The sequence below is a fragment of the Deltaproteobacteria bacterium genome (genome assembly GCA_019309045.1).
Taxonomy (GTDB): Bacteria; Desulfobacterota; Syntrophobacteria; order BM002; family BM002; genus JAFDGZ01.
The window spans coordinates 120,443-144,842 of the sequence record JAFDGZ010000001.1 but is presented as its reverse complement, the minus strand read 5'-3'; the positions used below and the strand labels follow the sequence as shown (position 1 = coordinate 144,842).

General features: G+C 53.4%; 20 protein-coding genes. 18 read left to right on the top strand and 2 right to left on the bottom strand.

Annotation, left to right across the window (positions count from 1 at the left end):
- A partial coding sequence (locus tag JRI89_00660) for a glycosyltransferase (protein ID MBW2069742.1) occupies positions 1-3,396 on the bottom strand: 3,396 nt, incomplete at its 3' end.
- Between the two features lie 423 nt (positions 3,397-3,819).
- Complete coding sequence (locus JRI89_00655; protein MBW2069741.1) at positions 3,820-4,212, bottom strand: hypothetical protein; 393 nt, start codon at positions 4,210-4,212, stop codon at positions 3,820-3,822.
- A gap of 394 nt (positions 4,213-4,606) precedes the next feature.
- On the opposite strand from JRI89_00655, the gene JRI89_00650 reads away from it, so the two are divergent.
- From JRI89_00650 to JRI89_00565, 18 genes are all read left to right on the top strand, one after another.
- Positions 4,607-4,951, top strand: a complete 345-nt coding sequence (locus tag JRI89_00650) for a hypothetical protein (protein ID MBW2069740.1) — start codon at positions 4,607-4,609, stop codon at positions 4,949-4,951.
- Positions 4,948-7,866, top strand: coding sequence for a tetratricopeptide repeat protein (locus tag JRI89_00645; GenBank protein MBW2069739.1), 2,919 nt, complete (start codon positions 4,948-4,950; stop codon positions 7,864-7,866). The genes JRI89_00650 and JRI89_00645 overlap by 4 nt, the downstream gene beginning before the upstream one ends.
- Positions 7,867-7,875: 9 nt before the next feature.
- A complete protein-coding gene (locus JRI89_00640; protein ID MBW2069738.1) occupies positions 7,876-9,231 on the top strand; it encodes a sigma-54-dependent Fis family transcriptional regulator in 1,356 nt (451 codons plus the stop codon).
- 409 nt (positions 9,232-9,640) lie between these two features.
- On the top strand, positions 9,641-10,075 hold the full coding sequence (gene flgB, locus JRI89_00635) for a flagellar basal body rod protein FlgB (GenBank protein MBW2069737.1): 435 nt from the start codon (positions 9,641-9,643) through the stop codon (positions 10,073-10,075).
- Positions 10,076-10,078: 3 nt separating this feature from the next.
- Positions 10,079-10,534, top strand: coding sequence for a flagellar basal body rod protein FlgC (gene flgC, locus JRI89_00630; GenBank protein MBW2069736.1), 456 nt, complete (start codon positions 10,079-10,081; stop codon positions 10,532-10,534).
- Positions 10,535-10,651: 117 nt separating this feature from the next.
- On the top strand, positions 10,652-10,945 hold the full coding sequence (fliE, locus tag JRI89_00625) for a flagellar hook-basal body complex protein FliE (protein MBW2069735.1): 294 nt from the start codon (positions 10,652-10,654) through the stop codon (positions 10,943-10,945).
- An 18-nt stretch (positions 10,946-10,963) separates the two neighbouring features.
- Positions 10,964-12,532, top strand: a complete 1,569-nt coding sequence (gene fliF / locus JRI89_00620) for a flagellar M-ring protein FliF (protein ID MBW2069734.1) — start codon at positions 10,964-10,966, stop codon at positions 12,530-12,532.
- A 4-nt stretch (positions 12,533-12,536) separates the two neighbouring features.
- Positions 12,537-13,544: a flagellar motor switch protein FliG gene (gene fliG / locus JRI89_00615; protein ID MBW2069733.1), complete on the top strand. Its 1,008-nt coding sequence runs from the start codon at positions 12,537-12,539 to the stop codon at positions 13,542-13,544.
- Complete coding sequence (locus tag JRI89_00610) at positions 13,537-14,310, top strand: flagellar assembly protein FliH (protein ID MBW2069732.1); 774 nt, start codon at positions 13,537-13,539, stop codon at positions 14,308-14,310. The genes fliG and JRI89_00610 overlap by 8 nt, the downstream gene beginning before the upstream one ends.
- A gap of 66 nt (positions 14,311-14,376) precedes the next feature.
- A complete protein-coding gene (locus JRI89_00605; GenBank protein MBW2069731.1) occupies positions 14,377-15,690 on the top strand; it encodes a FliI/YscN family ATPase in 1,314 nt (437 codons plus the stop codon).
- Positions 15,691-15,873: 183 nt separating this feature from the next.
- Positions 15,874-16,317, top strand: a complete 444-nt coding sequence (gene fliJ / locus JRI89_00600) for a flagellar export protein FliJ (GenBank protein MBW2069730.1) — start codon at positions 15,874-15,876, stop codon at positions 16,315-16,317.
- Positions 16,314-17,375, top strand: a complete 1,062-nt coding sequence (locus JRI89_00595) for a hypothetical protein (GenBank protein ID MBW2069729.1) — start codon at positions 16,314-16,316, stop codon at positions 17,373-17,375. Before fliJ ends, JRI89_00595 begins: the two co-directional genes overlap by 4 nt.
- Positions 17,376-17,670: 295 nt before the next feature.
- Entirely contained in the window at positions 17,671-19,146 is a 1,476-nt protein-coding gene (locus tag JRI89_00590) for a flagellar hook-length control protein FliK (GenBank protein ID MBW2069728.1), read from the top strand.
- A gap of 55 nt (positions 19,147-19,201) precedes the next feature.
- A complete protein-coding gene (locus JRI89_00585; protein MBW2069727.1) occupies positions 19,202-19,903 on the top strand; it encodes a flagellar hook assembly protein FlgD in 702 nt (233 codons plus the stop codon).
- 28 nt (positions 19,904-19,931) lie between these two features.
- A complete protein-coding gene (locus tag JRI89_00580) occupies positions 19,932-21,332 on the top strand; it encodes a flagellar hook protein FlgE (protein ID MBW2069726.1) in 1,401 nt (466 codons plus the stop codon).
- A gap of 638 nt (positions 21,333-21,970) precedes the next feature.
- Positions 21,971-22,735: a MotA/TolQ/ExbB proton channel family protein gene (locus JRI89_00575; protein MBW2069725.1), complete on the top strand. Its 765-nt coding sequence runs from the start codon at positions 21,971-21,973 to the stop codon at positions 22,733-22,735.
- Positions 22,736-22,859: 124 nt separating this feature from the next.
- Positions 22,860-23,639, top strand: a complete 780-nt coding sequence (locus tag JRI89_00570) for a flagellar motor protein MotB (GenBank protein ID MBW2069724.1) — start codon at positions 22,860-22,862, stop codon at positions 23,637-23,639.
- Positions 23,640-23,659: 20 nt separating this feature from the next.
- Positions 23,660-24,388 (top strand): flagellar motor protein MotB, encoded by a 729-nt coding sequence (locus JRI89_00565; protein MBW2069723.1) that lies wholly within the window; start codon positions 23,660-23,662, stop codon positions 24,386-24,388.
- The last annotated feature ends 12 nt before the right edge of the window (positions 24,389-24,400 follow it).

Genomic DNA, 24,400 nt, shown 5'->3' with positions numbered 1-24,400 from the left:
GGCAATGGTCTGAGCTAGAAGATCTTCGAGACAACCGGGCAGGAAACTCTCAGAATTGTACGTCGATACTATGGCAGATACGAGATAGCAAGCACTTGTGTTACTCAACAAAGGAGAATTGCCAGATTGCTGTTTCATATTATTCTCGGCAGAAAGAGATTTTTTTGCAGTAAATGAACTGTTATAGCTATCGAATGTTACTTTTCCCGTATTGCTATTGTTATTGCTGTGGTCAAAAACAGTGCAACTAGAATGATTATCTTGTCTGTACATATCTTTTTTGCCTTCTAACGAAAATAACTTACGGCGAGCCAGGAGATCCTCATATAATGAGCAATATGCATCCGCCTGCGCTAGATGGTCATATGAGGACATTGCTTTTTGCCTGCACTGTTCCGATACTCTGGTTTTCTGGTCTCCCAGTCTATACGCCCAATCTATGCCTGCGACCAGACCGGAGACACTGCCGCTTTCTGCCAGGTAGCCGGTGTGCTGGTGTTCGATCATCTCGCTGATGCCACCAGTGTCGAAACCTACAACTGGAGTACCGCAGGCCATAGCCTCCATCACCGTGTTGGGTAGATTGTCCTCCAGGGAAGGAATCAGAAAGACATCAGCAGCGCTGTAAACAATTGCCAGATCCTTTTCCTCTTGGATTACCCCGAGATAGCGAAAAGGTAAACCCGCTGGCAAAGAAAACTCAGGAGGAGCATGGCCAAAAAATGCCAGAAATATATCTGCTCCTCGCGGAAGAGACGAAAGAGAGGCCAAAGCTTGCAAAAGATATTGAAACCCTTTTCTTTCATTGGCGACCGAGTCTGCTCCAAACAGCACTACAAACGCTGATTCGGGGACAGCAATTCTTCTTTTAGCTTCTGATTTAGCGTAGGGTTTGAAGGAATCGACTGATATGCCGTTTGCAATGACGCGAATCGGGTATCTGGCCAGAAGCTGTGATTGCTGCACACAATTCCGCAGCCATGCTGAGGGGGATACCAGGGTGAGATCGATCTGCCTGTACAGGGATGATTTTTGCAGCCAGATTGATCGTGCTAAATCGTTCTTATCTGTTGATCCCAGTTGCGGGCATGCATTGCAGCCAGTCTTGTATTTTTCGCATCGGGCTGAATAATGGCAGCCACCTGTAAACGGATTCATGTCGTGCAGAGTCCAGACCACTGGTTTTTTTTGTAAAGCTATTGCCGCGGTTTTATAGTCGAGGATTCCTGCCACCCAGTGAAGATGAATAATATCGGCAGACTCAATTTCCTTGAGAATATGAAGGCGCACATTAGATTGTGCGTCTGTGAAAATCTCCAGAGACGGCTGTTTCAGAGGGTAACGTCTGAGCAGTTTCGCCCATAGACTCAATTGTTGGGCCCACAAAGGCGACGAAAAAGTGGGTGAATCAACGCAGTCAACAGGATATTTGCTATAGTCCACTGGCAGTATCTTGACACTTCTGTCTTGACTTTGCTTGTTTATCACCAGCAGGGTGGAATCGAGCCCGCGGTGGCGCAGAGCTGTGTGCAACCGATAGGCGGCTTTGCCAGCGCCGCCAAAATCATGGGCGCACAAATGAGCAATTCTAACAGCTCTCCGCTGTTTTCTGGGTATGCTGCTCCTGCAGGATGTTTGTTGCGGTATGTCGTAATGCTTCCTGAATTCGAGACAGATCTCTCTGTGCAACTGCACTTTGTCTGGAAATCGCTCAGGCTTACGATCAGCATATCTTGTGGAAAACTTTGTACTGCTGGGGCAGTGCACCCCGGTGCCATCCATGCCAATGTTTTCAATGTGAGACATGGTCGGGTAGATATAATAGCCTTTGTGTAAATAGACAGTGAGTACCCAGTTGAGTGTCCAGATATCTTTTGCAGCCCCGGCAAAGATATCCCTGAGTATTACCGGAATATCAGTTCCTCCTTGCGCCAGGTCAATATTGTCCTTGACAGCCTTTTCATAGGCCAGGCGCAGATCAGGCTCCAGTTGTTCCCAAGCCCTTTTCCAGGTAGCCCAGCCCCAGCTGCCAATTCTGGGAAAAAAATAGATATCATAAGGGTAACTGCTGAGGACTCTATCTGGGATTGGGATGGAATAGCCACTGATGCCGTATACCTCATGATAGTCTTCATACCTGGTGAGACATTTATACATAAAGTCGAAGAAGTACTTTTGCGGCACACAATCGTCTTCCAGCAAAATGATCCTGTCGTATTGCGACAGCACATGACTCACGGAGGAAATTATTGACTTGGCCAGGCCAATGTTGTGAGGCCGCTCGACTACGTTTGGCCTGGTCCAATCAATTTGATTTATGAGACTGCGAACAGCACGGACAGATTGATTGTCAGAAGAATTCTTGGGTCCGTCGCAGAAGATGAAAAGATTCTGAATGTTATGGCTCCGCAATGAGGCCAGGACTTTTCTCGTATGTTCCGGTCGATTGTAGCATATGAGAACAACAGGGATTCCTTTCGTGAATCCCCTGTTGCCCGGAGCAACAGGCCTGCCAGTTCCAGTGGTGGCTGCTCTGCTATCGGATCTGCACGTGTTAACTGATTTAACAGAGAAACCAAGTGATGCTGGAGTGCCTGGCGAGGCACTGGCATTCACGTCTTGAGACAGTCTGCGTACCTCATAAGCAAAACGGTTCTTCCAGAGAAGCGTAGTGTTGAGTACAGCAGATTTCAGATAGACAAGGGCTGAAAATGCCTTTTCCCGCTTGGTCTCTGGAGCGCAGTGCATCCTGGAGAGTATGTCAGATCCTATTCCCTTCAGCTCTGTGGTCGCATATTCAGTAAATGTGAGGGTGTCATTCTTGTACTCTACCTTCCACTTGTGGTTGCTTATTTCAGCTGTTTTCAGCCAAAAGTCTTTGCTGGGCGCAGGCGTTTCAATGTACCCTCTGCGCGATACCCGCATTAACTCCTCGCAGGCAGTTGCTGGATCGTCCACATGTTCCAGAACATGAGAGCAGTAGACAAAATCAAAGGATTGATCTTGAAACGGCAGTTTTTCGATGGAGCAAACAATCAGAGGTTTTCCTTGGACATACTTGAAAGGCATGCCGGCTCTGCCATAATTGTCATTTTCCAAGGTAATTTCCGCATGATGTGTTGCATATGGGAAGGGATTATTGCCACTGCCAATATCAAGTATCCTGTCGTTTGGCCCGAGAGCAAAGTCGAATAGTCTCGCCTGGTATAAGTTGTATCTATCTCTATTTGGTAGGCTTTGATAATATTCATAAATTTCGGCGAGCAGATCTATAGATATCTCGGGATAGAGTTCTATGAGCCTTTCATAAATGTCGAGCGCATCCGAAATTAGCCCTTTTCTTATAAGTATTCTTGCCGCATGCAGGGAATTTAGCAACATTTCTCTCGAGTGCATTTGCTTGTAATTATCCATGGTTATTAAGAAATAATGTCTGGGCCATATACTTCAATGATATCTTAATAAATGCCCTTTGCTTCTTTGCGGTCAAACTCAGGGTTCCAGTTGAGAGGATTACAATTTTCTCGTCGTTTATCGCCATTTAACTGAGCAATCTTATTTGTGAAAATGATGGCCCGGTGGTCAGATGCAAAGTTTAGGCAAATGATGTGCCAAAGTCGTTGGTGTATGTATCTTCTGTAATTTCTTATAGATAACATCTTACAAAAACAGGAAGGCAGGAAAAGTCGTCATAAAGATGACGGTATGGAGGGAAGAATCTGCCAGATATCAAGTGGAATTAACTGGATTGAAAAGGAATCCCGTTAAATAATTCCAATGGTTGCAGCAAAGCGGGCAGATCACCATAGACAGTGTTACTCATGCCAGGGTCCAATTGCCTGGTTCAGCTTGTTCGATCGGCGGTTTCTTGTGGTAGGCTGAAAGTGATTTCTTGCCATGGCGCAGCATGCCAATATCCTGCCGTAGTTTATTGCGCTGCTTGCGCAGGCAATTGCTTGTGAGCCGGTCCACCTCCTGGATTTTGCGGATGGTGGCGGTGGAGCGATCCAGGATGTGGATAATTTCTTGGTTGCCTGCTATATTGCACTGCTGCCTGAGAGTGTCGATCTGGCGATCTCTTGCTGAAATTTCTCGCTGCAGTGCTGCCCTGGTGCTCAGCCTCTCCTCCAGTTTGTCTGGGCTGCCTGCTATTATCTCCTGATGCATCTGCTCAGCAGTGGCGTCTTCTTTTTCTTGGCAAGTTTGCACCATGCTTTGACCTCCCCGACAAACCATTGCAGCTGCTCGGCCTGCAGAACTCCGATAATTTGCAATAGTCCGACTTGCGACAGTTGCCAGCCAGAACTGAGCAACATCTATGCCAGGCAGTTTTCTCCAGGTATGCTGTGTGGAAGCAGGGATTTCACCGGGGAGCCTGCACCGGGTGACGCTCAGTTGCCAAAGTCGCTGGCGCAGGAGGCTTTTTTACCTGGCAGCACTGCTTGGTGAAGTGTCAAAAAGTCGACGATCCCTCGGCGAGGAGAATTGCAGGAATTTACCGCTTTTTCTGCAGGATTATTGCAAATTTTGCCCTGGGGAATCACATGGCACAGGCCTTGCTGAAAGGAGGGGAAACAACATGAATGCCCACTACAGGAGAATGGCAATGATTGCAACAAGAAGGACGAAGATCTTCGTCTTGCTGACTGGTACCGTGCTTGTTGGCGCTGCTGTGCTGCTCAGCATGGCTCTGAAGGCTGATGCAGTCAGGGTGAGGCCGCGGCCACTGGTGCCAGGCGGCGTCTATATTGATCTCGACCGGGATTTTTATGAGGCACTCAAGGAGGAGAGCAATACCAGCAGTGTCAAGACGTACAGCAACGATCTAACTCAGGAATATCTGCGGCGCATCGCCGTGTCCAGCGAGTACATGGTCAAGACCAATCTGGAGATTATCAAGCAGCAGGAAAGAATCATCAGGCTCCTCGAACAGCAGAGTCAGCAACAGTGAATCCCATGACAATGAAAAGGGTGTTGCCAAAAGGAATTCTCCTTGTAGCGTTCCTGCCGCCATTGCTGTGGCTGTTCGTGTCAGCTCCGGGCTGGGCGGCGGCCAGGAACAGCATTCGCACCGTACGGCTGGGAACACACCCGCAATTCAGCCGCCTGGTGCTCGGCGTGGAGAAGAAGCCTGTATTCAAGGTACACACAGGAGACAAAAATAGTGTGGTTGTCAAGATCCCCGACGTCCAGTGGGACAACCAGATTGACCTCAGCGGTTTGCGAGACGAACGCGTCAAAAAAGTGACGATTGAAGCAGGCCCCCAGGGAGTGGAACTGCGGATAGTGCTTACTGGGCCGGTGGATCAGGTACGATCATTCTGGTTGGCAGCAGGCGGGCGACTGGCCTTTGATATCTCTCTTCAAGGGCAAAAGAGAGATGTCAACAAGGAGAAGAGCAGGGGAAACAAGAAGAAGGCAGTCAAGATCAAGACTGTACGATTCGGCAGTCATCAGACCTACAGTCGGCTTGTCCTGGAGATGAGCGCAGAAGCGCCCTATGAACTGGAGCGAGTCTCTCCTCTGGATTTGCTCCTGGTAATAAGCGGCGCCCAGGTGACAGCCGACCTGACGCTGGACAATTTTCACGACCAGCGGCTGCAGGATGTAAGTCTTGCCAGTTCAACTCCTGAGAGAACTGTGTTTCAGATCCATTTCAGGGAGCCAGAAGTGGAGTTGCACAGCTACTGGCTGGCTGAAGGCGGCCGGCTGGTCCTGGATGTCTCTGACAGTCACAAAAAAGAAGAGCCGCATCGTTTGCCTCAGAAGGTTCAAACTCCAACAGCAGGTACCGGCAGCCGGAAAGAGGCCAATATTGTCCAGGCAGAAGAGAGCCAGGAGTTGAATCAGCGCCGCAGCAAAGAACAACCTGATGCTGGTAGGGGCAAGAAGGAGAATTTTTCAAGACCTGCCCTCGATAAGAAAAGAGCCACCCCTGAGACGCCAGAGCAGGCGATCAGGGCGCTCATAGCCAGATTACCAGCAAAGCAGGCAGCACAACTCGCAAAGATTCTCGAAATGTACCGGCAAGGCAATCTCAGCCGAGCTCTTGAACTGGTGGAGCAGTACCTTGCCAGTGTCCAGGGTGTTTCCACTGAGGCAGGCCAATTCTTGCGGGCTGACATTCTTTACAAACTGGCAGAGGATGGCGAGCTCGCCACTGTGAAAAAGGCGGTGAAAGCCTATCGGGAACTCATCATTCAATATGGCCAGTCTTCTTTGCAGCCCCTGGCACTCAGCCGTCTTGCCTGGCTGCATCTGCGCCTGAAGCGCTACCTGGAAGCTATGGCCTATGTGGACCTTCTCCTGCGAAAGTACCCCCAGAGCGCCCTGCGGACAGAAGCACTGGTTTGTCGCGGCCGTCTCTACCTGGAAAAAGGCAGACCTGACCTGGCCCTGCGTGATTTTGACAGAGTAGTGCAGGAGAAGTCGAACAAGTCCCTGGCCGACGCTGCCCTCCTGGGCAAGGCCATCTGTCTCAGCCTCAGAGGAGAGAGGCAGGAGGCTGCAGAGATATTCAGCCTTCTGCAGAGGCGGGACCCCAAACTATACCTGAAGAGGCCAGAAGTCCTCTATTACTGGGGACGCAATGAAATGGCTCTCGGCCATTACGCCAGCTGCCGGGAGAAGCTTTTTCGAGGTCTCAACATCGGCGGCCAACCGCAGGACAGTTCCCTGCTGCTGGCTCACATTGGAGAAAGTTACCGGCAGCAGGGGATGACAAAAGAGGCCCAGAAATTCTTCCATGGCATCATAAAAGCATTTCCTGGAAGTGAAGGTGCCATGGTGAGCCTCATGCGTTTGGCGGAAGACAGCGGCAGCACGGAAATGCTCGAGCAGATAGTCAGAGAACATCCCGAGAGCGAGCTGGCTGATTTCGCGCTCATAAGAATGGCGGGCAACTATTACGAACAGGGGCAGGAGGCTCGGGCCCTGGAGGCGCTGAAGCGCTTGCAGAGCGCCAAGCCTAACAATACTTTCCACGAGCAAGCCGAAAGATTGCTCCGCAAGATTCTGAGAAAAAAAGTGGCCAGACTGCAGCACGATGGAGATTATCTGCAGCTGCTAGTTCTCCTGAAAAGCGTGGACTCATGGGTGCCGGCCACTTACGAGGCAAGAGTACGGTTGTGGGAGGCAGAGGCCTACGCCCGCATTGGCTTGTGGGAAGATGCCAGTGCAGTACTCGGCAAAATTACCCCCGAAGATCTGGAAGAGTCTGCCAGAGTAGCTTGGATAGAACTGCAAGCAAGCGCCTATGAAGCCAGGGGGGAGCGTGCCCTGGCAGAGGCGCTCCTGCGCCGCACTATGGAGGATCTTTCTCAAGACAACAGGAAGTGGGCCATCAGGCTGCAGCTCGCCAACCTGCAACAAAGAGGCGGCAAGTACCGGGAGGCCGTCAAACACTACCTGGAGCTCTTGCGTGGCCGGCTGCCAGACAGTCTGAAGGTGGAGGTGCTCCTCTCTCTGGCCAGGAGTCGAACAGCTCTCGGACAGCACCGAGAGGCGGCCCGGTTGTACCAGCAGGTTCTGGCACTGCAAGGGAAAAAGAATGGCGGCGATGCATCCTTGACCACTGCTGAAGTGGCTCTCGGAGACCTCTACTATCAGCAAAGCAATTTCTCCTCGGCTGCGCAGGCTTATCAGAGAGCCCTGCAGAGCAGTGAGCTGAGCCAGGGGCACAGGCTGAGGCTCTACTATCTGCTGGCTGAATGCCAGCGGAAGATGGGACAGCTCAATGAGGCTGACCGCTATTATGAGCAAGTGGCCAGCAAGGGGGGAGAGCTCTGGAAGCAATTTGTGGGTGTGAGTGAAAAGATGGGCAGATTGGAAGCCGCAGCCAAAAAGGAGTTTCGCCCTGGGGGGTAAGGATTTCGCATGGATCGAGGAAACATACTGTGGGCAGGCAAGGAGACTCTCTTGCCAGTGGAAGTGTGGTCTGAACTGAAAGCGGCAGGATACAAGCTTACGCCAGTCCCAGAACAGGAGGCCGCTCTGCAACTGCTGAAGAGCCACCGTGCTGATCTGCTGGTAACAGTTAGAGAGGCAGGAAAGGAGCCTGTCCTCGATTTCCTGAAAACTGTCAGAGAAGAATATCCCGAGCTGCCTGTGCTCGTCATTGACTGTGAAGCTTCCCTGGAAGAGGCGGTGGAGGCGATGAAGATAGGAGCGGCAGACTACGTGCCTGGGTCTCTGGTGAACGAGCACCTCATGTCCAGGCTGGCAGCGGTTATGAGTGATCCAGGCAACGGCTGTGAGATTGCAGCTGTGAAGAGGCCCGCAGAACCTATCAGAGAAAAGCGGTTCATTGCAGAGGACGAGGCGAGCAGGAAAGTCTTGACACTCGTACGAAAGATTGCTCCCAGTCGGGCGACTGTGCTCATAGAAGGTGAGAGCGGTACGGGCAAAGAACTGGTTGCCCGGCAGATACATGCGCTCAGTGGCAGGGGCGGCATGCCATTCGTGGCGGTCAACTGCGCGGCGCTTCCAGAGCATTTACTGGAAAGTGAACTTTTCGGTTTTGAAAAAGGAGCCTTCACAGGTGCTGTCAACCGCAGGCTTGGCAAATTTGAACTGGCTCACCGCGGTACGCTGCTTCTCGACGAAATAAGTGAAATGGATCGCTCCTTACAGGCCAAACTGCTGAGGGTCCTCCAGGAAGGTGAAATAGACAGACTCGGCGGCAGCAGAGCCCGGCAGATTGACACCAGAGTGGTCGCCACTACCAATCAAGATCTAGAAAAGATGGTTGCTGCCGGCAGCTTCAGACAAGACCTCTTTTTCAGGCTCAACGTGGTTCGCATAGTGTTGCCGCCCCTGCGGGAGCGGCCTGAAGATATCGTACCCTTATCGCGCTATTTTCTGCGCAAGTCCTGTGCGAGGAACAACCTGCCGCTGAAGAAGATGACTCCTGCTGCTGAAGCAGCCCTTCTGAGCCACTCGTGGCCGGGAAACGTTCGTGAACTGGAAAATACCGTTGAGAGGGCTGCCCTGCTGAGTGAGCGGCATGAAATCGACCTACAGGATTTGTTTCCAGGACAGGAACTGCAGGATCATCCCGCCACGTCAAAGGAGGCGAGTGGCCTGAATCTTAGAAAAATGGAGCAGCGGCTCATCTACGCCGCTCTCGACAGACATGCAGGGAACCGCACCCACGCAGCCAGAGCTCTGGGGATCAGTGTGAGAACTCTGCGCAACAAGCTCAATGAGTACAAGAAGAAAAGCTCTGTTTGACCATGTCAGTAGGAAAGTTTTTCCGGGCAGCCTGGAGTTGGCAACATAGAGGAGAGGAACAAAGCGGCCAGGCTGCAGGTTTTTCTTGAACTCTACCGCCCAGGCAAACCGGGTAGCTGAAAAATGTCGGCTGCCCGTGCTCCGACCACAACAGGGGCTGTCAGAGAAGTTGCTGCGCGTCAGCAGCCGCATGCTGGACATTTACAGTGCCATGCCAGCAGGCATCCGCTGGCTGACGAAAAAGCTTCAGCAGCACACAAGGTTTCAGTCCTGTGAGAGCTTGTCGAGATGACGGGCGCAAATGCTGGCAGCCAGGGCATGATTCATGAAATACGGTGGAAAATGGTATTCCTTTTGCACGGCAAGAGGAAAAAGTTCACTATAAATGGCAGCATTACAGGGAGGCTTCATGGAAGGAAAGATTTTTGCGGCTGGCGGCTGGCTAGGTCGGACAATGGAGGTGTTTTCGCGAGCCCTGGACCTGCGTGCTGAGAAGCACGCGGTCATAGCAGCAAATGTGGCCAATATGGATGTGCCAGGGTATGTGCCCAAGGAACTCACCTTCGAGCGAGAGCTGCAGCAGGCACTGGGTCAGGGTGGCGGTCTGCAGCCCGTCAGAACCAATCCACATCACCTGCCAGCAGCAGGGGACAGCCTTGCCGCAGTCCAGGGCAAGCTGGAGGACCGCAGGGATTATGCCCTTGGCAATGGCTCCTATCAGTTGGATCTGGACAATGAAATGAGCAGACTTGTCCAGAATGACCTCAAGTACGAGGTCACTGCCCAGTTGCTTGCCAAAAAATTGACGCTTTTGCGTTTGGCCATCGTGGAAGGAGGAAAGTAAAGCATGGATCTCATGACCGCTATGGATATTAGCGCCACTGGCATGGCAGCGGAGAGGATTCGCCTGAACGTGATCTCCATGAATCTTGCCAATGCCCAGACTACCAAGACCGAAGAGGGAATTCCCTACCAGCGGAGGACCGTTATCTTCAGAACCACGCCGTTAAGTAGATTATTTCCAGTAAGAAGCTACTTTGCGCAGGTGCTTCAGGATTACCTGGACAGTGAAGTCGATGGCGTCAAAGTGGAGCGGATTGAAAAGATGGGTGGTGACTTCAGGCAGGTCTATGATCCGGCCCATCCTGATGCCGATGAAAATGGCTATGTGCTCTATCCCAATATCAACCTGGTTGAAGAGATGGTGAACATGCTGGAGGCCAGCCGTTCCTATGAAGCCAACGTCACTGCAGTGAAGGCAGCAAAGAGCATGGCACTAAAGGCCATGGAGATCGGCCGCTAGAGCTGGCTCGTCTAGGTTTGCCTTTAACGGCTGCCGGCTGAGACGGCAGCCAGGTTTGCAAAACAGCAACATCCCTTTTAGGGGTATGAAACATGCTGTTCAGGGGAGGATGGCAGGATGACAACCATCGGACAGGTGACAGCGAACCATGAGTTGACCAGACAGGGTGGCTCTGGAAAGAGAACGGAGAATTCCAGCTTTGGCTCAACCTTGAAGCAGGTCTGGAACCAGTTGGATGCCCAGCTCAAACAGGCAGACAGGGCAGCAGAGGAATTTGCCTCTGGAGCTTCAGCCAACATTCATGAGGTAATGCTGGCCACATCCAAGGCCGAACTCTCCTTTCGTCTGGCCACTGCAGTGAGAAACAAATTGATCGAGGCCTATCGAGAGATCATGCGGATGCAGTTCTAACCGTTGAGGACCTTACCAATGAAATTACTAGCTGGGTTCAAGGATTGGTTCGTCAAGGCACCCATGAGCCAGAAGCTTGGCGCGGCTCTGGGCTTGAGTCTGGTGATCGGCACTGTGGCCACAGTTGCTCTGTGGAGTACCAGGCCCGACTACCAGGTGCTGTTTTCTCAACTGGAAGCTGATGATGCCGCAGCAATCGTCGATGTGCTCAAGCAAGAGAAAGTTCCTTATCAGCTGAAGGCGAACGGCTCGGTGGTGCTGGTGCCCAGGGAAAAAGTCTACGAACTCAGGCTCGAGCTCGCCAGTTCTGGCATCCCGCGGGGAGGAGGTGTGGGCTTCGAAATCTTTGACAATACGCCGCTGGGCACCACTGAATTTGTGCAGAAGCTCAATTACCAGCGAGCCCTGCAGGGAGAGCTTGCCAGGTCCATAAATCAGTTCGACGCTGTTCAGGAGGCCCGCGTCCACATAGTAACACCCAGAGAATCCCTGTTCGTGGAAGATGAAAAACCCGCTACTGCCTCCGTGGTACTTCGCCTGCAAAAGGGAAGAACCTTGAGCAAGAGGCAGATCGACGGCATTGTCCACCTGGTTGCCAGTGCAGTGGAGGGGTTGGAGCCGCAAAATATCACGGTAGTGGATATCGAAGGCGGTGTTCTCTACAAGGGGCAGAGTGGCGACACCGACCTGGCTCTCAGCAATTCTCAGCTCGAATACCAGCGGAGCATCGAAGCCAGCCTGGAGCAGCGCATTCAGGAGATGCTGGAACGGGTAACAGGGCCGGGGCATGCCGTGGCCAAGGTGACTGCTGAAGTTGATTTTCGCAAAATACAGGTTGAAGAAGAGCGCTATGACCCAGAAAGTGCCGTAATCCGCAGTGAGCAGCGGCAAACAGAGAGTACTGCCGGTGGGACCTCTTTGCCGGGAGGTGCACCGGAAGAGAAATACCAGTTCAGCCAGAACTCTACAGGGAGTACCACCCTGAGTTCGACCAGCTCCAAGAAGCAGAACGAAGTGATCAACTATGAGATCAACCGAGTGAGCAGACAGATTACCGGTGCCAGCGGAGAAATAAAGCGGCTTTCCGCGGCGGTGGTGATAGATGGAACTTATCGCCAGCAAAAAGAGGCCGACGGCAAAGTGAAACAGGTCTATGTTCCCAGAACCCAGGAGGAGATGAAGCGTTTCGAGGGGATTGTCAAGAAAGCCATTGGCTATGACGCTGAGCGTGGTGACCAGGTGGAAGTCATAAATCTGGCCTTTGCTGCCCCGCCTGAAGCAATGTCAGCTGGAGAGCAGAGCGGCAGCTCCTGGCTGAACCTCGTAAACAGATTTTCAGGGCCGCTTATCAAAGTTGTGGTGGTGGTCCTGGTCTTCTTTTTCGTGGTGCGGCCAATGATGCGTAGAATTGGCCAAATGATGACCACAGTGCCAACCAGTCAACAACCTGGCGGACTGGAAGTGGAATATGGCAGCCCTGAAAGTCTGGCGGCTGTGGCGCCGAGGCAGCAGGTAATGCAGTTGGCTCAGAAGGATCCAGAGAAGACGGCAGCCCTCATTAAAGGCTGGTTGCATGAGGAGGAGTGAGTTGGTGGCCACAGAGAAGCTGAGAGGTCCTGAAAAGGCAGCACTTTTTCTGTTGGGACTGGGTGAAGAGGCTGCCTGTGAAGTGTTCAAGAGGCTGGACAAGGAAGAGATGAAACGGCTGGGCGAAACCCTGGCCACTATCAACCAGGCTCCAGAGAGCGACATATTGGAACAGATCTGCCTGGAATTCAAGGATATCTATGAGGGCAAGAGCCCCAATACCTTTTTCGGTAATTTCTTTTTCAGGCGGACCCTGGCAAGAGTTCTGGACAAAGAGGCTGATTCCTTTGTGAAGGACATGGAGCGCAGCCGCAGGCCCAAACCTTTTGAGAGTCTTCGGAAAGTAGATCCACAAACACTCTACAATTACATCAAGAACGAGCATCCGCAGACCATTGCCCTGGTGCTGGCCAATCTGCCGCACCAGACCGCGGCGGAGATAGTCAAACTCATACCAGAAGAGTCGCGGGCGGATGTAGTCATCAGGATAGCCAGACTAGAGAAGATTCCTGCTGAAGTGTTGACCGACATCGAAAAAGTTCTTGCCGAGGAAATTACCAAGACTGGTGAAGTGGAGCATCACAATCTCGGGGGGGTGCAGATTACTGCGGAAATAATGAATCAGTTGGATCAGGAAACCGAGAGCCAGATCATGGGCCGCATTGAAGAGGAAGGCCAGGAGCTGGCCGATGAAATTCGGCAATTGATGTTTGTTTTCGAAGACCTGGTCAATGTTGATGATCGAGGCATTCGGGTACTGCTCAAAGAAATCTCCAATGACGATCTCATTCTGGCACTGAAGACAGCCTCCGAGACCTTGAAAGAGAAAATCTTTGCAAATCTGAGCGAACGGGCGGCGCAGATGTTGAGAGAGGATATGGAGGTCATGGGGCCTGCCAAGTTGAGTGATGTGGAGCGCGCCCAGCAGACTATCATTACGGTGGCGCGCCGGCTGGAAGAGGAAGGAAAAATCATTGTTGCCGGCCGTGGTGGGGAGGATCTGATTGTCTAGATGCATCCGCAAGAAAGAGGCCGTGGCCGGGGAGCTGCGCAGATTCGTATTGGAAGATCTTTCCGGCTCTGTGGAGGCGGAGCAGCAGTGCGCAGAAAATGGCTGTGTGGTCATCCCTGCGGGGCCAGTATCAGCAGCTGGGGCGGGCCACGGAGGCCGCCCCTTTGGCAGAGAGGACGCTTTCGGCAACAGCCCCAAGCAGAATGAGGCTGAAATAGCACAGCAGGCCTATGAAGAAGGCTTTGCCCAGGGGCACCGAGATGGACTGGAACTGGCGCGCAAGGAGATGGCTGCCACAATAGACTCACTCGTTGGCATCATGGAGGCTCTGGAGAGGTGGAAGGCAGAGATCTGTGTGCAGGCAGAGGAGCAAGTCCTGGAACTGGCCATTTCTCTAGCCGAAGAAATCATCCGCCATGAAGTGTGCTGCAGTTCCGAGACCGTAAAGGAGACTGTGCGCCTAGCCCTGCAAAAGGCCGCGGCTGCAGAGAGAGCCAAGATCTGTCTCCATCCAGAAGATCTTGAGATTGTTAAAGAGTTTCTCCCTGAGATCAGCCAGAAAACCGAGCAGGACTTTACCCTGGAAGCAAGCCATGCCGTGGAACGAGGAGGATGCCTCATTGAGACTGACTGCGGCATCATTGATGCTCGTCTGGGTAAGCAGTGGCAAATCCTCAAGAGGCAGCTGCGCAAGGCTCTCGAAGACCACAAAAAAACTCGCTGTCAAGCAATAGAGTGTCCCACAGAAACACAGGGTCCAACCTGATCGAAACCCTCCTGGCAGGAGGTGGCCAAGCCCTTTTCGGACAGAGGGGAACACACAAAAACCGCTATGCACCTCGATCTGAGTCCCTACAAGAAGGTAGCGAGCCTGACAGAGACCATTTGCCTGCGTGGCCGGGTAACCAGGGTGGTGGGACTTGTACTGGAAGGTGACGGACCTGCTCTGCCTGTGGGAGGGCTCTGTCAGATAAAGACGGCAGAGAGCGAAGAGCCAGTTGAGGCAGAAGTGGTGGGATTCAGAGACGGCAAGACCCTGCTGATGCCTCTCGGCTCATTCCGGGGGATCAGCCCTGGCAGCGAGATTGTTGCCTCAGCCCCGCAGGCTATGGCGCCAGTGGGTGAAGGGCTGCTGGGGCGGGTTCTGAATGGTCTGGGAGAGCCTCTGGACGGCAAGCCATGTTGGCAGGGGAGTGAAAGGCGGCCCCTCTATCGTCCACCTCTCAACCCTATGGAGCGGGGGCTGATACGACAACCTCTTGATGTGGGTATCAGGGCGATAAACGGCCTGGTTACCCTGGGCAAGGGACAGCGCGCTGCGATTATGGCCGGATCTGGCGTGGGCAAGAGTGTCTTGTTAGGAATGATGGCCAGATGCACCGCTGCAGATGTGTCAGTCATTGGTCTCATTGGCGAGCGCGGCAGAGAAGTCCAGGAATTCATTGTCAATGATCTCGGCCAGGAAGGGCTGCAACGGTCCGTGGTGGTAGTGGCTACCTCTGACCAACCGCCACTGGTAAGGATCAGAGGCGGCTACCTTGCCACCACCATTGCCGAATATTTTCGGGAGCAGGGCAAAGATGTGCTCTTGATGATGGATTCGCTCACCAGATTTGCCATGGCGTGCCGCGAGGTGGGAATAGCTGCTGGCGAGCCCCCAGCGCAGAAGGCATACACTCCCACCACCTTCGCCCAATTGGCCAGAATTGTGGAGCGGGCGGGCAAGGTTAAAAATGGCGGCAGCATCACGGGTCTCTACACGGTTCTGGTGGAAGGTGACGACATGAGCGAACCGATAGCCGATGCGGTTCGCTCAGTGGTCGACGGCCATGTGGTGCTGTCTCGCGAACTGGCCCAGAGAAACCACTATCCCGCCATAGATGTGTTGGCCAGCATAAGCAGGCTCATGCCCATGGTTACCGAGGAACAACACCAGGAAGGGGCTGGACGATTTCGCCAGACCCTGGCCCTCTATCGCAAGGTTGAGGATCTGCTCAATATCGGAGCCTACGTGAAAGGCAACAACTCAGAAACCGATCAGGCTATCAATATGATCGACTCTCTGAACAACTATCTCCGTCAAGATGTTGACGAAAAGGTTTCCCTGGAGGAGTCTGTCAGGAGTCTGCAAGCTCTCTTTCGATGAGTAATATGTGCGTCGGACTACTGCGTTCTCCTTGATTCTTGAAGAAGACACTCGACTCGGAGTTCTTCATGACCTGCTGTGGCAAACTTGTGACGCTGACCGGCCGCCCGCTGGTGCTCGACCAGGCAGAGGGCCGTTAGAGTATTTGCCGATAAGGACAGAGCTGGTTGTCTGGGAAAAGGTATGGCCTTCAGTTTTTCCTATCAGAGCATACTCGACTACCGCAGCCATCAGGCTGAGCTGGCCGAGATGGAACTTGCCAGGCTGCAGCGCAGCTTGCTCCTGGCAGAAGGTGAGCTCAGAAGACTTGTTCAGAGGTGGCACCGAGGACGCCGGCAGTTGGCTCAGGGCTTGCAGAAAGGTCTGGCCGGCAAGCTCATGCAAGTCTGGCGACTCTATGTGACAGACCTGGAAGCACAGCTGGAAAGGCAGACCGCCGCAGTGGAGGAGCTGAGAGACAGGGTGGCAGAGGCTCGCTCGAAGTTGCTGGAAGCTGTGAAGAACAGGAAGGCCATGGAGCTCCTGCAGCAACGGCAAAAAGAGATATGGCTCCGGGAAGAAACCCGCCAGGAGTTGAGAGAATTGGGTGAAATTGGCGTCAGGACTGCAGCAAGGAGGCTCTCATGACACAGGCACGGCAGAGCAGCAAGCAACAACACAAACGACAGCCTGTCCAGTTGCTGGTTGCAATATTGTGCGGCTGTCTCGTTGTGCAAGCCATACTTTTCGCTGTAGAGATTTGCTATCCTGAGATAAAGGACCTGTTCCGAGCAACGGCGGCACAGGCAGCCGACAATCAGCAGCAGGTCGGCACCACGAGCAAGACGACACCAGTTGACGAAATGCAGGTTGCCGAGCTGCTCCAGAAAAAAGAACAGCAGCTTCGGCAGAAAGAAGCTGAATTGCAGGCCCTCAAGCAGGAGGTGTCGGCAAAACTGGCCGAACTGATGACTTTGCAGAAAAAGGTGGCTAAAGAACTCGAGAACCTGCAGCAGAGCAGAAACAATATCAGGGAGAAACGGTTGAAGCAGCTGGCTGACATGTACAAGTCCATGGAGCCCGGGAAAGCAGCCAAGCTGATGGAAAAGCTCGATGAGAAGACCGCTGTGCAGATCATCACCAGGATGCGTGGTCGTGCTGCCGGCCAAATCCTGGCCCAGATGCAAGCTGACAAAGCAGCGCGCATCAGCAAGAGGCTGAGCAGCGACGAGCGCGAGCTGCGGGGCAGCTCTAGTAGAGCCCCCACAACCAGGCCAAAAGCAACAGGTCTTCAGCAGAACAGCGCCCTTCTCTCCCGGCCGAAAAAATTGGCTGCCTCGGAGGGGCAGGCCGTCAGCCGAGACTCTCTGCTCAGCGTGGTGGAGAAGTGGCGCCAGGCGTGGCAGCAAGGTGATCTTTCTGCCTACCTGTCATGCTACCATCCTGAGTTCACTCCCGCTGGCATGGATCATCAGGCGTGGCAAGAGAAGAAAGAGCGGTTCTTCCAGAAAAAGGAGCAGCGGCGCATAGTTCTCAGCGACATTAGTACAAAGGTGAAGGATTCCTCCGCTGAAGTGGTTTTCAAACAGCACTTCAGTTCAACAGCCTACCAGGACTTTGGGGTGAAGACCCTGGATTTCAGCCGCTACCACAACAATTGGCGCATAGTGAGAGAAGAGTGGCGACCACTGGCGGACAGGGCCTAGGTGGCTCTTTCCCAGCAGAGATGGGGCTGCCTTGGCGTGAGATGCACCCAGCCCTGCAATAAAATGCGCTGCCAGATCAGCAGATCTCCACATGCAAGTTGCCTCTCGGCGGCCCGGCAGATTTTTCTCCTGTGCTCAGCCAAATTGGAAATTCCTGCCTGCTTTCTTCGACACCATTTCCGCAAAGATTGATATAACATGTTGAAATAGCAACTAATCAAGTTTCATGCTGCGGTGGCATATCTGTTGCTCTGCAAGGCAGGGCAAAGAAAAGAATGCCAGCAGAGGAAGAAACTTGAACTCCATTCCAGTAAACAATTTGCCGCTGCCTTCCGGAGAACAGCTGGCTGGAGAAAGTTCCAGCCAGGACGCTCAAGGGAGCTTTGCCTTTTCTCTGGGTCAAGTCAGGGCTCGCGAGAAGACCTCGGCTGTCTGCCCCCAACAGCAGCGGACTGCTGAGGAAGAGCAGGGAACAGCAGCCCTGGCGGTTCTCCAGGACAAACGGCTAGATCATCCTGCAGAAGCAGAAGGTTATCCCTGGCCCACCTCGTCGGAGCTTCGCTCATTTTTTGAAGAACAGGGGGTGAGCCAGGAGCAGCTGCAACGATTGCTCCAACGATTTTCTGCAAAGGACGACAATAATGATATGCAGATGCTGCTGGCTGCCCTGCTGACAGCTGGTGGTTCACGGTTTATGGAAGGAACTGTCCGGCAGGCAGCCGGGGCAGGCAGGGGAGAAACAGCAGAGCTGCCGGCTTTCCTGAAGCGATTATCTGCGGCACAAGCCGGCAAAGTCTCTGTGGAGAGGTTGCTGGCGCTGAGACAGCAGGCGTTGGAAGTACTCGAATCCTGGGATAGAGGCGGCCGTTCAGGCCTGCAGGAATTCCTGCAGGCAGCTTCCGCAGGCAGCACAGCCAGCGGCCAACAAGTTGCCCCGGATGCGGCCGCCCCGCATGATTTCCTGATAAGACTCCATCACGGCCTGCATCCTGTCAAGAAACAGAATGGCTTGGCTGCAGGTGACAGGAGGAGTTTCTCGGTAGCCCCCTCATGGTTTGCCGACTCAGAAGGCGAGGGAGATGTTGGCCTGTTTGCCGCGCAGACTCTTGGGGATGGCACTTCAACGCAGCAGGCGAAGGTCTTTTCTGCCTCCAGCCGTCTCGCCAAGGAGATCTGCTCGACTTTCCAAAAAGTGAAAGTGGCAAAGCCTGCCAGGCACCCGGAGGCGATCATGAAAGATAACCCTCTGCTGGTTTCTTATCAGGAATCAGCGGCAGCCGCTGCAGGTGCCTCCCGGGGGGATGCAGTACAAAGTCCGCTTCCACCAGGGCGAATTCCTTTTCTCGAGCTGCCTGTCCAGCTCGGGCAGCGGTTGCTTGTCATGGCCTCAGCTGGCCAGTACCGCACACGACTGCGGCTCCATCCGCCTGAACTCGGACAGATTCAACTCGAGATCCACCTCAAGAAGGATCACCTTACAGCTACCCTGGTGGCGGAGTCGCACGCGGTGAAGGAGCTTATTGAAGCGCATCTGCTGCAACTTCGACAGCACCTGGCCCAACACAACCTGCATCTAGAATCGTTTCAAGTGAGCGTGAACAGGGAGAGGTCGCCTTACCCTCAGCTGAATGAGGATCGTTTTCAGGAAAACAAGCGAGGAGGCGCCCCGAGGATCTCACCCGTGGCGCCATCCGGAACCGGTGAAGAGGAGCCATCTGTTCAACAGGTTGAACGTCTAATTTCCGGCCGCAGGGTCGACCTCTTTGCCTGACCAGGAGGCTTGCCTAGAGCGCAGGAGGCAGCGCACCACTTGGAGGAGGAAGCTGATGGCAATTGCAGCACTAGAACCGATCGTGCAGAATCAGCATGTGGCTGACACCAGGAGTCATCGGGACAAACTGGGCCGCAGCGACTTCTTGAAAATGTTCATCACCCAGATGCAGTTTCAGGATCCCCTAAACCCCATCGACAATACCGAATTTACAGCCCAGCTGGCTCAGTTCAGCAGTCTAGAGCAACTGTTCAACATCAATGACAATGTGGTGCAGATGCTCAACGGACAGGGCACGTCGGCTCGGATCCAGGCCCTGAACCTTATTGGCAAGAAAGTAGTTGCTGAAGGAAGCAGTCTGCGCCTGAGCGAAAGCTCCATACCATCTGCCTCATTTGTCTTGAATGAGGATGTCAGCCAATGCATCGTTTCCATCCAGGACAGCCAGGGTAGAACGGTGCGCAACCTGCCGCTGGGAGCTCTTGAGAAAGGAAGCCACTCTTTTGAATGGGATGGCCTCGACGGCGACGGTCAATTGATGCCGGAAGGGGTCTATACTTTTCGTGTGCTGGCAAAAAATTTTGCCGGAGAAGAAGTGACTGTCAGCAGCCGCACTTCAGGAATTGTCACAGGCGTCAAGCTCGGAGGGGCAATGCCAATAATCTCCGTGGGGGATATGGAGGTGCCCCTCAGCAAAATCATTGCCGTGGAGCCAGCGCCTGCCACGGCTGCGAATCAATCTGCAAGAACTTCGTGAGTACTTCTGGAAGCAAGGAGGATGTACCATGTCAATTTCAAGTTCTCTCTACTCGGGCATCAGCGGCCTCAATGTCCTGGGAAATTCCATGGCTGTCATTGGCGACAACATCGCCAATGTGAATACCGTGGCCTTCAAATCGAGCCGGGTCACCTTCCAGGATCTTCTGGCCCAGAATGTGTCAGTGGCTTCGGGGTCAGCCCAGATAGGCCGTGGTTCTCGTTTGAGCGACATCAGCGCCACTTTTGATCAGGGTTCCTTCGAGAACACCAGTGAGCCTACTGACCTGGCAATTGGCGGCAGCGGCTTTTTCATCCTGGAAAACAGAGACACGGGCGACCGCTACTATACCAGGGCCGGACAGTTCAAGTTTGATCAGGAAGGCTACCTGGTAAATCCCGAACGGTATGTGGTGCAGGGCTGGAGGCTCGATGCCGAAACTGGTGAAGACCAGGGTGACATCACGGACATTCACCTGAACGATTTCAGTTCCCCGCCCCAGGAGACCAACCTGCTGCAGCTGACCACCAATCTGGATTCTCGCAGGGCGCTCGATACAGTGGCCGGTGCCAACCTGGCGAGCAAGTGGGATGCCAGCCTGGATCCACCGCTGACCCCGAACGACTATGCCTACCAGACTTCGATAAATATCTATGACAGCCTGGGCAGTGAGCACACACTCACCCTCTATTTCGACCGAACAGATGCCAATGATCAGTATGAATTCCTGGTGACAACCGATCCAGGCAAGGATCAGAACCAGGCTGCCAAGGGAGCTCTTGCCGGAGTCTACATGCGAGGCATCATCACCTATGATGCCAACGGCAATCTTGCCAGTCTTTCCAACCTGGAGACCAAGGATAACGATCCAACCAACTGGACAGCTGCAACTTTTGGCACCAACAACTATCCTCAGTTCACCGTGGATTTTGGCCAGGGGCCCCAGACAATCGAACTCAACCTGGGTCTCTACTGGAACGGTACGGGCTGGGCCCGTGATGCCAACTTCACCAGCACCAAGTATGCCTCTTCCTCAACCACCATAGGCCAGTCGCAGAACGGCTACGGTCCAGGTTTTCTCCAGAGCGTATCTGTGGACACCGATGGTATTATGGTGGGTCATTACTCCAACGGGCAGGTGACGCCTCTTTACAGGGTGGCTCTCGCCAATTTCAACAATCCCTGGGATTTGACCAAGAAGGGGGGCAACCTCTTTGCAGCCAGCCAGAGAACAGGAGATCCATCCACCGGCCACCCCGGCACCAACGGGCTGGGGACCATAGCCTCAAATGCCCTGGAGCAATCCAACGTAGATCTCGCTGACCAGTTCGTCAAGATGATTATTTTCCAGCGGGGATTCCAGGCGAACTCGAGGATCATTACTACTACTGATACCATGTTGCAGGAGCTGATAAATCTGAAGCGGTAGAACAGTTTTCCCTACACCTTATTATTGCCTGCAGCTCAGAAGGGCGGGATCACTCCCGCCCTTGGTAGTTGCAGCCCACCCTTTTTCGCCTGTCAATTGGCGTCTGCCGGACCAGTTAGTCAATAATTTGACTATCTGCAGGAGGTTGTTGAACAGTACTTTGGCGTAGCTGCTTCGCCGGCCATGCTTGCAGCTGTCTCCTGGGAGTAAGGCCCGCATCTTGCCAAAGGGTCTAGCGGGCAGTACTACCGAGATAACAACCATGCTGCAAAGATTCTCGTCACTATTTCCCCACAGTACAGTTGAACGATTTTCACCCCTCCGCTACTCGTTTGCCTTCGACCCTGAGTCCAGACCACTGGAGGACTGCGACTTAGCCCCCATTCGGCGCGAGTTTGCAGGGGAGGTAAGGCGACTTCCTCGTGGCAGACCGCCAGGGGAGAGGGATTGGAATTGTCAGGGGTCGGCCACAAAAGTGTGGCTGCTCTTTGAGGGCTGTCCTGACTGTGACATCTCTGGAGCTCCGTATATGAGGCATATTGCTGTCTGGCCATTTTCTGCAATGATTTTGCTGGCACAGAGGTTGCTTAGTCAACTGGCAAGCCATTGTTTTACCCGAAGAATCTGGAGAGAGATCTATGGATATTGCTACCTTTGCGGGCATATTTTCTGCCTTCGCCCTTGTACTCAGCGCCATCATGATGGGAGGAGGTCTCGGCCTCTTCGTTAACGTGCCATCGCTGATGATTGTGGCTGGCGGCACCCTGGGGGCTACCCTAATCAACTACCCTCTCAAAGAAGTTTTCAAGGTTGTAAAGGTGGTAAGAAACGCCTTTTTCGCCAAGCAGTTCTCGCCTGCGGAAGCAATCGCCAATTTTGTGACGCTTGCGGGCCAGGCGAGAAGAGAGGGCATACTTGCCCTGGAGCCGGCCATCAAGGATATGGACGATGAATTTGCCCGCACCGGGCTGCAGCTTGCCATGGACGGTATGGAGCCGGAGTCGATTCAGGCCATCCTGGAGACGGAGCTGGAATACATCCAGGAACGGCACAAGCTTGGTGCCGAAATATTCACCACCATGGGAACCTTCGCTCCTGCCCTCGGCATGATTGGAACGCTCATAGGTCTGGTGCAGATGCTGCAGACAATGGATGATCCAAGCACCATCGGTCCAGCCATGGCAGTGGCCCTGCTGACTACATTCTATGGTGCCATCATGGCGAATATTATCTTCAACCCCATTGCTGGAAAGCTGCGTACGCGCAGCACAGAAGAGGTGCTTGCCAAAGAACTGACAATTGAAGGGGTAATGTGCATAGCCAAAGGTGAAAATCCGAGGATCCTGGAGCAGAGGCTGAAAGCCTTCATTGCTCCAAAGCAGCGTGAACAAGCCTCGAGCTAGGGCGGGCCTTTTGCCAGGAGGCCACATTTCCTGGTAAAGCCAGCAGACATTTTCGCCAGGCATGGCTGCCCTGAGATGGAACTCAAAGGCAATGATCGCATTATGTGACTAGTGGTGAGCAGCTGTGAGGAAAAAGAAAAAATCTGATGCCAGTGGTCTCGACCCCATGGGATGGATGACCACTTTTACCGATCTGGTCACCCTGTTGATGACATTTTTCGTTCTGTTGAATTCCATCGCTATTATTGATGAGGAAAGACAGCGCCTGGCCCTCAATTCTTTCATTGGCAGTCTGGGCATCCTGGGAGGAGGGTTGTCGGCCATTGAGAGCGCCCCACGCAGCATGCTCCCCCCATCTGCGCCTATTGAGAAGGCCATAGAGGAGCCGGAACTGATTGAACAGCTTCTGCGCAGCAAGATTGCCAGCGGCTTGAGTGTGGCAGGCAAGGGATTGCCGCGGATCATAAGTATCAAGGACGCGGTGCTCTTCGAACCTGGGGACTACCATCTCAAACCAGAAGCTCGTTCATTTCTGCTGGAGCTGGCTCATTATCTCAATTTGAACGACTATCCTATTCGTATTGAAGGGCACACAGATGACATGATCAGAGCCTCCCCCGGCATAATGAGTGACTGGCAGCTCAGCGGCTTGCGAGCCCTGGCTGTGTTGCGCTTTATGGTCAAAGAGGGAAAGGTGGCAGCCAGGCGTCTTTCGGCCTTTGGCTACGGCAGCCACCGACCCATTGCACCCAACAATACCGCCTTGAACCGGGCCAAGAATCGCCGGGTGAATATCATTCTGGACGAGAGAGACAAACAAGTGGGCGAGCACATGGAAGACAAGCTTCGCAGGCCTCTGTTGTATGAGTTCAAGGGATTCCTGTTTCGGATGTTCAATCCCTAGGGGAAATGCCAGGAGAGAAAGTGGCAAGGAGAAGAGAGTCAGAATCTAGCGGCATGGATCCGAATAGCTGGATGATGACCTTTTCTGACCTCATGACCCTGCTGCTGACCTTTTTTGTCTTATTGCTCTCCATGTCCTCCATGGACTCCAACTTGCTGCAGAGGTTTTTTACCATTTTCAAAGGGGCAACCGGACCTCTCTCCTTTGCGGAGAAATCGGATGTGGAGGCAGTAGGCCGTATGCTCAAGGAGCTCAGATTCGCCATTCCCCTGGAAGGAAGTCTCGATGACGAGGGTCTGAAGAAATTGCTCTTCGAGTACAAGCCGGACAAGTGGAGCAAATACGAGCAGCTTGTCAGCGATGGTGTTGAGGTCAAAAAGAGTCGCCGGGGCTTGAGAATACGCTTCAAGGACAGAATCCTGTTTCGGGCGGGGGGCACCAAGCTGGACCCAGAGGTGATGCCATTGCTCGACAGGCTTGCTGAGATTATTCGCAGGAGCCGGTTTCGGGTCTCAGTGGAAGGGCACACTGACGACATTCCCGTGCACTCGAAGCGCTTTAAAGACAACTGGCAGCTCTCTCTAGCCAGGGCAATCGAGGTGGTGAAATACTTCACCGAGGTGAAAGATTTGAGCGCCAACAGGTTCAGAGTGGGTGGCTTCGGCTCCAGTAGACCTCTGGTGCCGAACACCAGCCAGGCGAATCGCCAGAGGAATCGCCGAATCGAGGTTTTTCTCTACCGAAATTAACCGGAAAGGTAA

What these genes read in the sequence shown, in the direction of transcription:
- JRI89_00655 (MBW2069741.1), bottom strand. Translation starts at nt 4,212, where the DNA reads ATGGTGCAAACTTGCCAAGAAAAAGAAGACGCCACTGCTGAGCAGATG.
- JRI89_00605 (MBW2069731.1), top strand. Translation starts at nt 14,377, where the DNA reads ATGCACCTCGATCTGAGTCCCTACAAGAAGGTAGCGAGCCTGACAGAG.
- JRI89_00575 (MBW2069725.1), top strand. Translation starts at nt 21,971, where the DNA reads ATGGATATTGCTACCTTTGCGGGCATATTTTCTGCCTTCGCCCTTGTA.
- fliF (MBW2069734.1), top strand. Translation starts at nt 10,964, where the DNA reads ATGAAATTACTAGCTGGGTTCAAGGATTGGTTCGTCAAGGCACCCATG.
- JRI89_00650 (MBW2069740.1), top strand. Translation starts at nt 4,607, where the DNA reads ATGATTGCAACAAGAAGGACGAAGATCTTCGTCTTGCTGACTGGTACC.
- fliJ (MBW2069730.1), top strand. Translation starts at nt 15,874, where the DNA reads ATGGCCTTCAGTTTTTCCTATCAGAGCATACTCGACTACCGCAGCCAT.
- JRI89_00640 (MBW2069738.1), top strand. Translation starts at nt 7,876, where the DNA reads ATGGATCGAGGAAACATACTGTGGGCAGGCAAGGAGACTCTCTTGCCA.
- fliE (MBW2069735.1), top strand. Translation starts at nt 10,652, where the DNA reads ATGACAACCATCGGACAGGTGACAGCGAACCATGAGTTGACCAGACAG.
- JRI89_00580 (MBW2069726.1), top strand. Translation starts at nt 19,932, where the DNA reads ATGTCAATTTCAAGTTCTCTCTACTCGGGCATCAGCGGCCTCAATGTC.
- flgC (MBW2069736.1), top strand. Translation starts at nt 10,079, where the DNA reads ATGGATCTCATGACCGCTATGGATATTAGCGCCACTGGCATGGCAGCG.
- JRI89_00595 (MBW2069729.1), top strand. Translation starts at nt 16,314, where the DNA reads ATGACACAGGCACGGCAGAGCAGCAAGCAACAACACAAACGACAGCCT.
- JRI89_00585 (MBW2069727.1), top strand. Translation starts at nt 19,202, where the DNA reads ATGGCAATTGCAGCACTAGAACCGATCGTGCAGAATCAGCATGTGGCT.
- flgB (MBW2069737.1), top strand. Translation starts at nt 9,641, where the DNA reads ATGGAAGGAAAGATTTTTGCGGCTGGCGGCTGGCTAGGTCGGACAATG.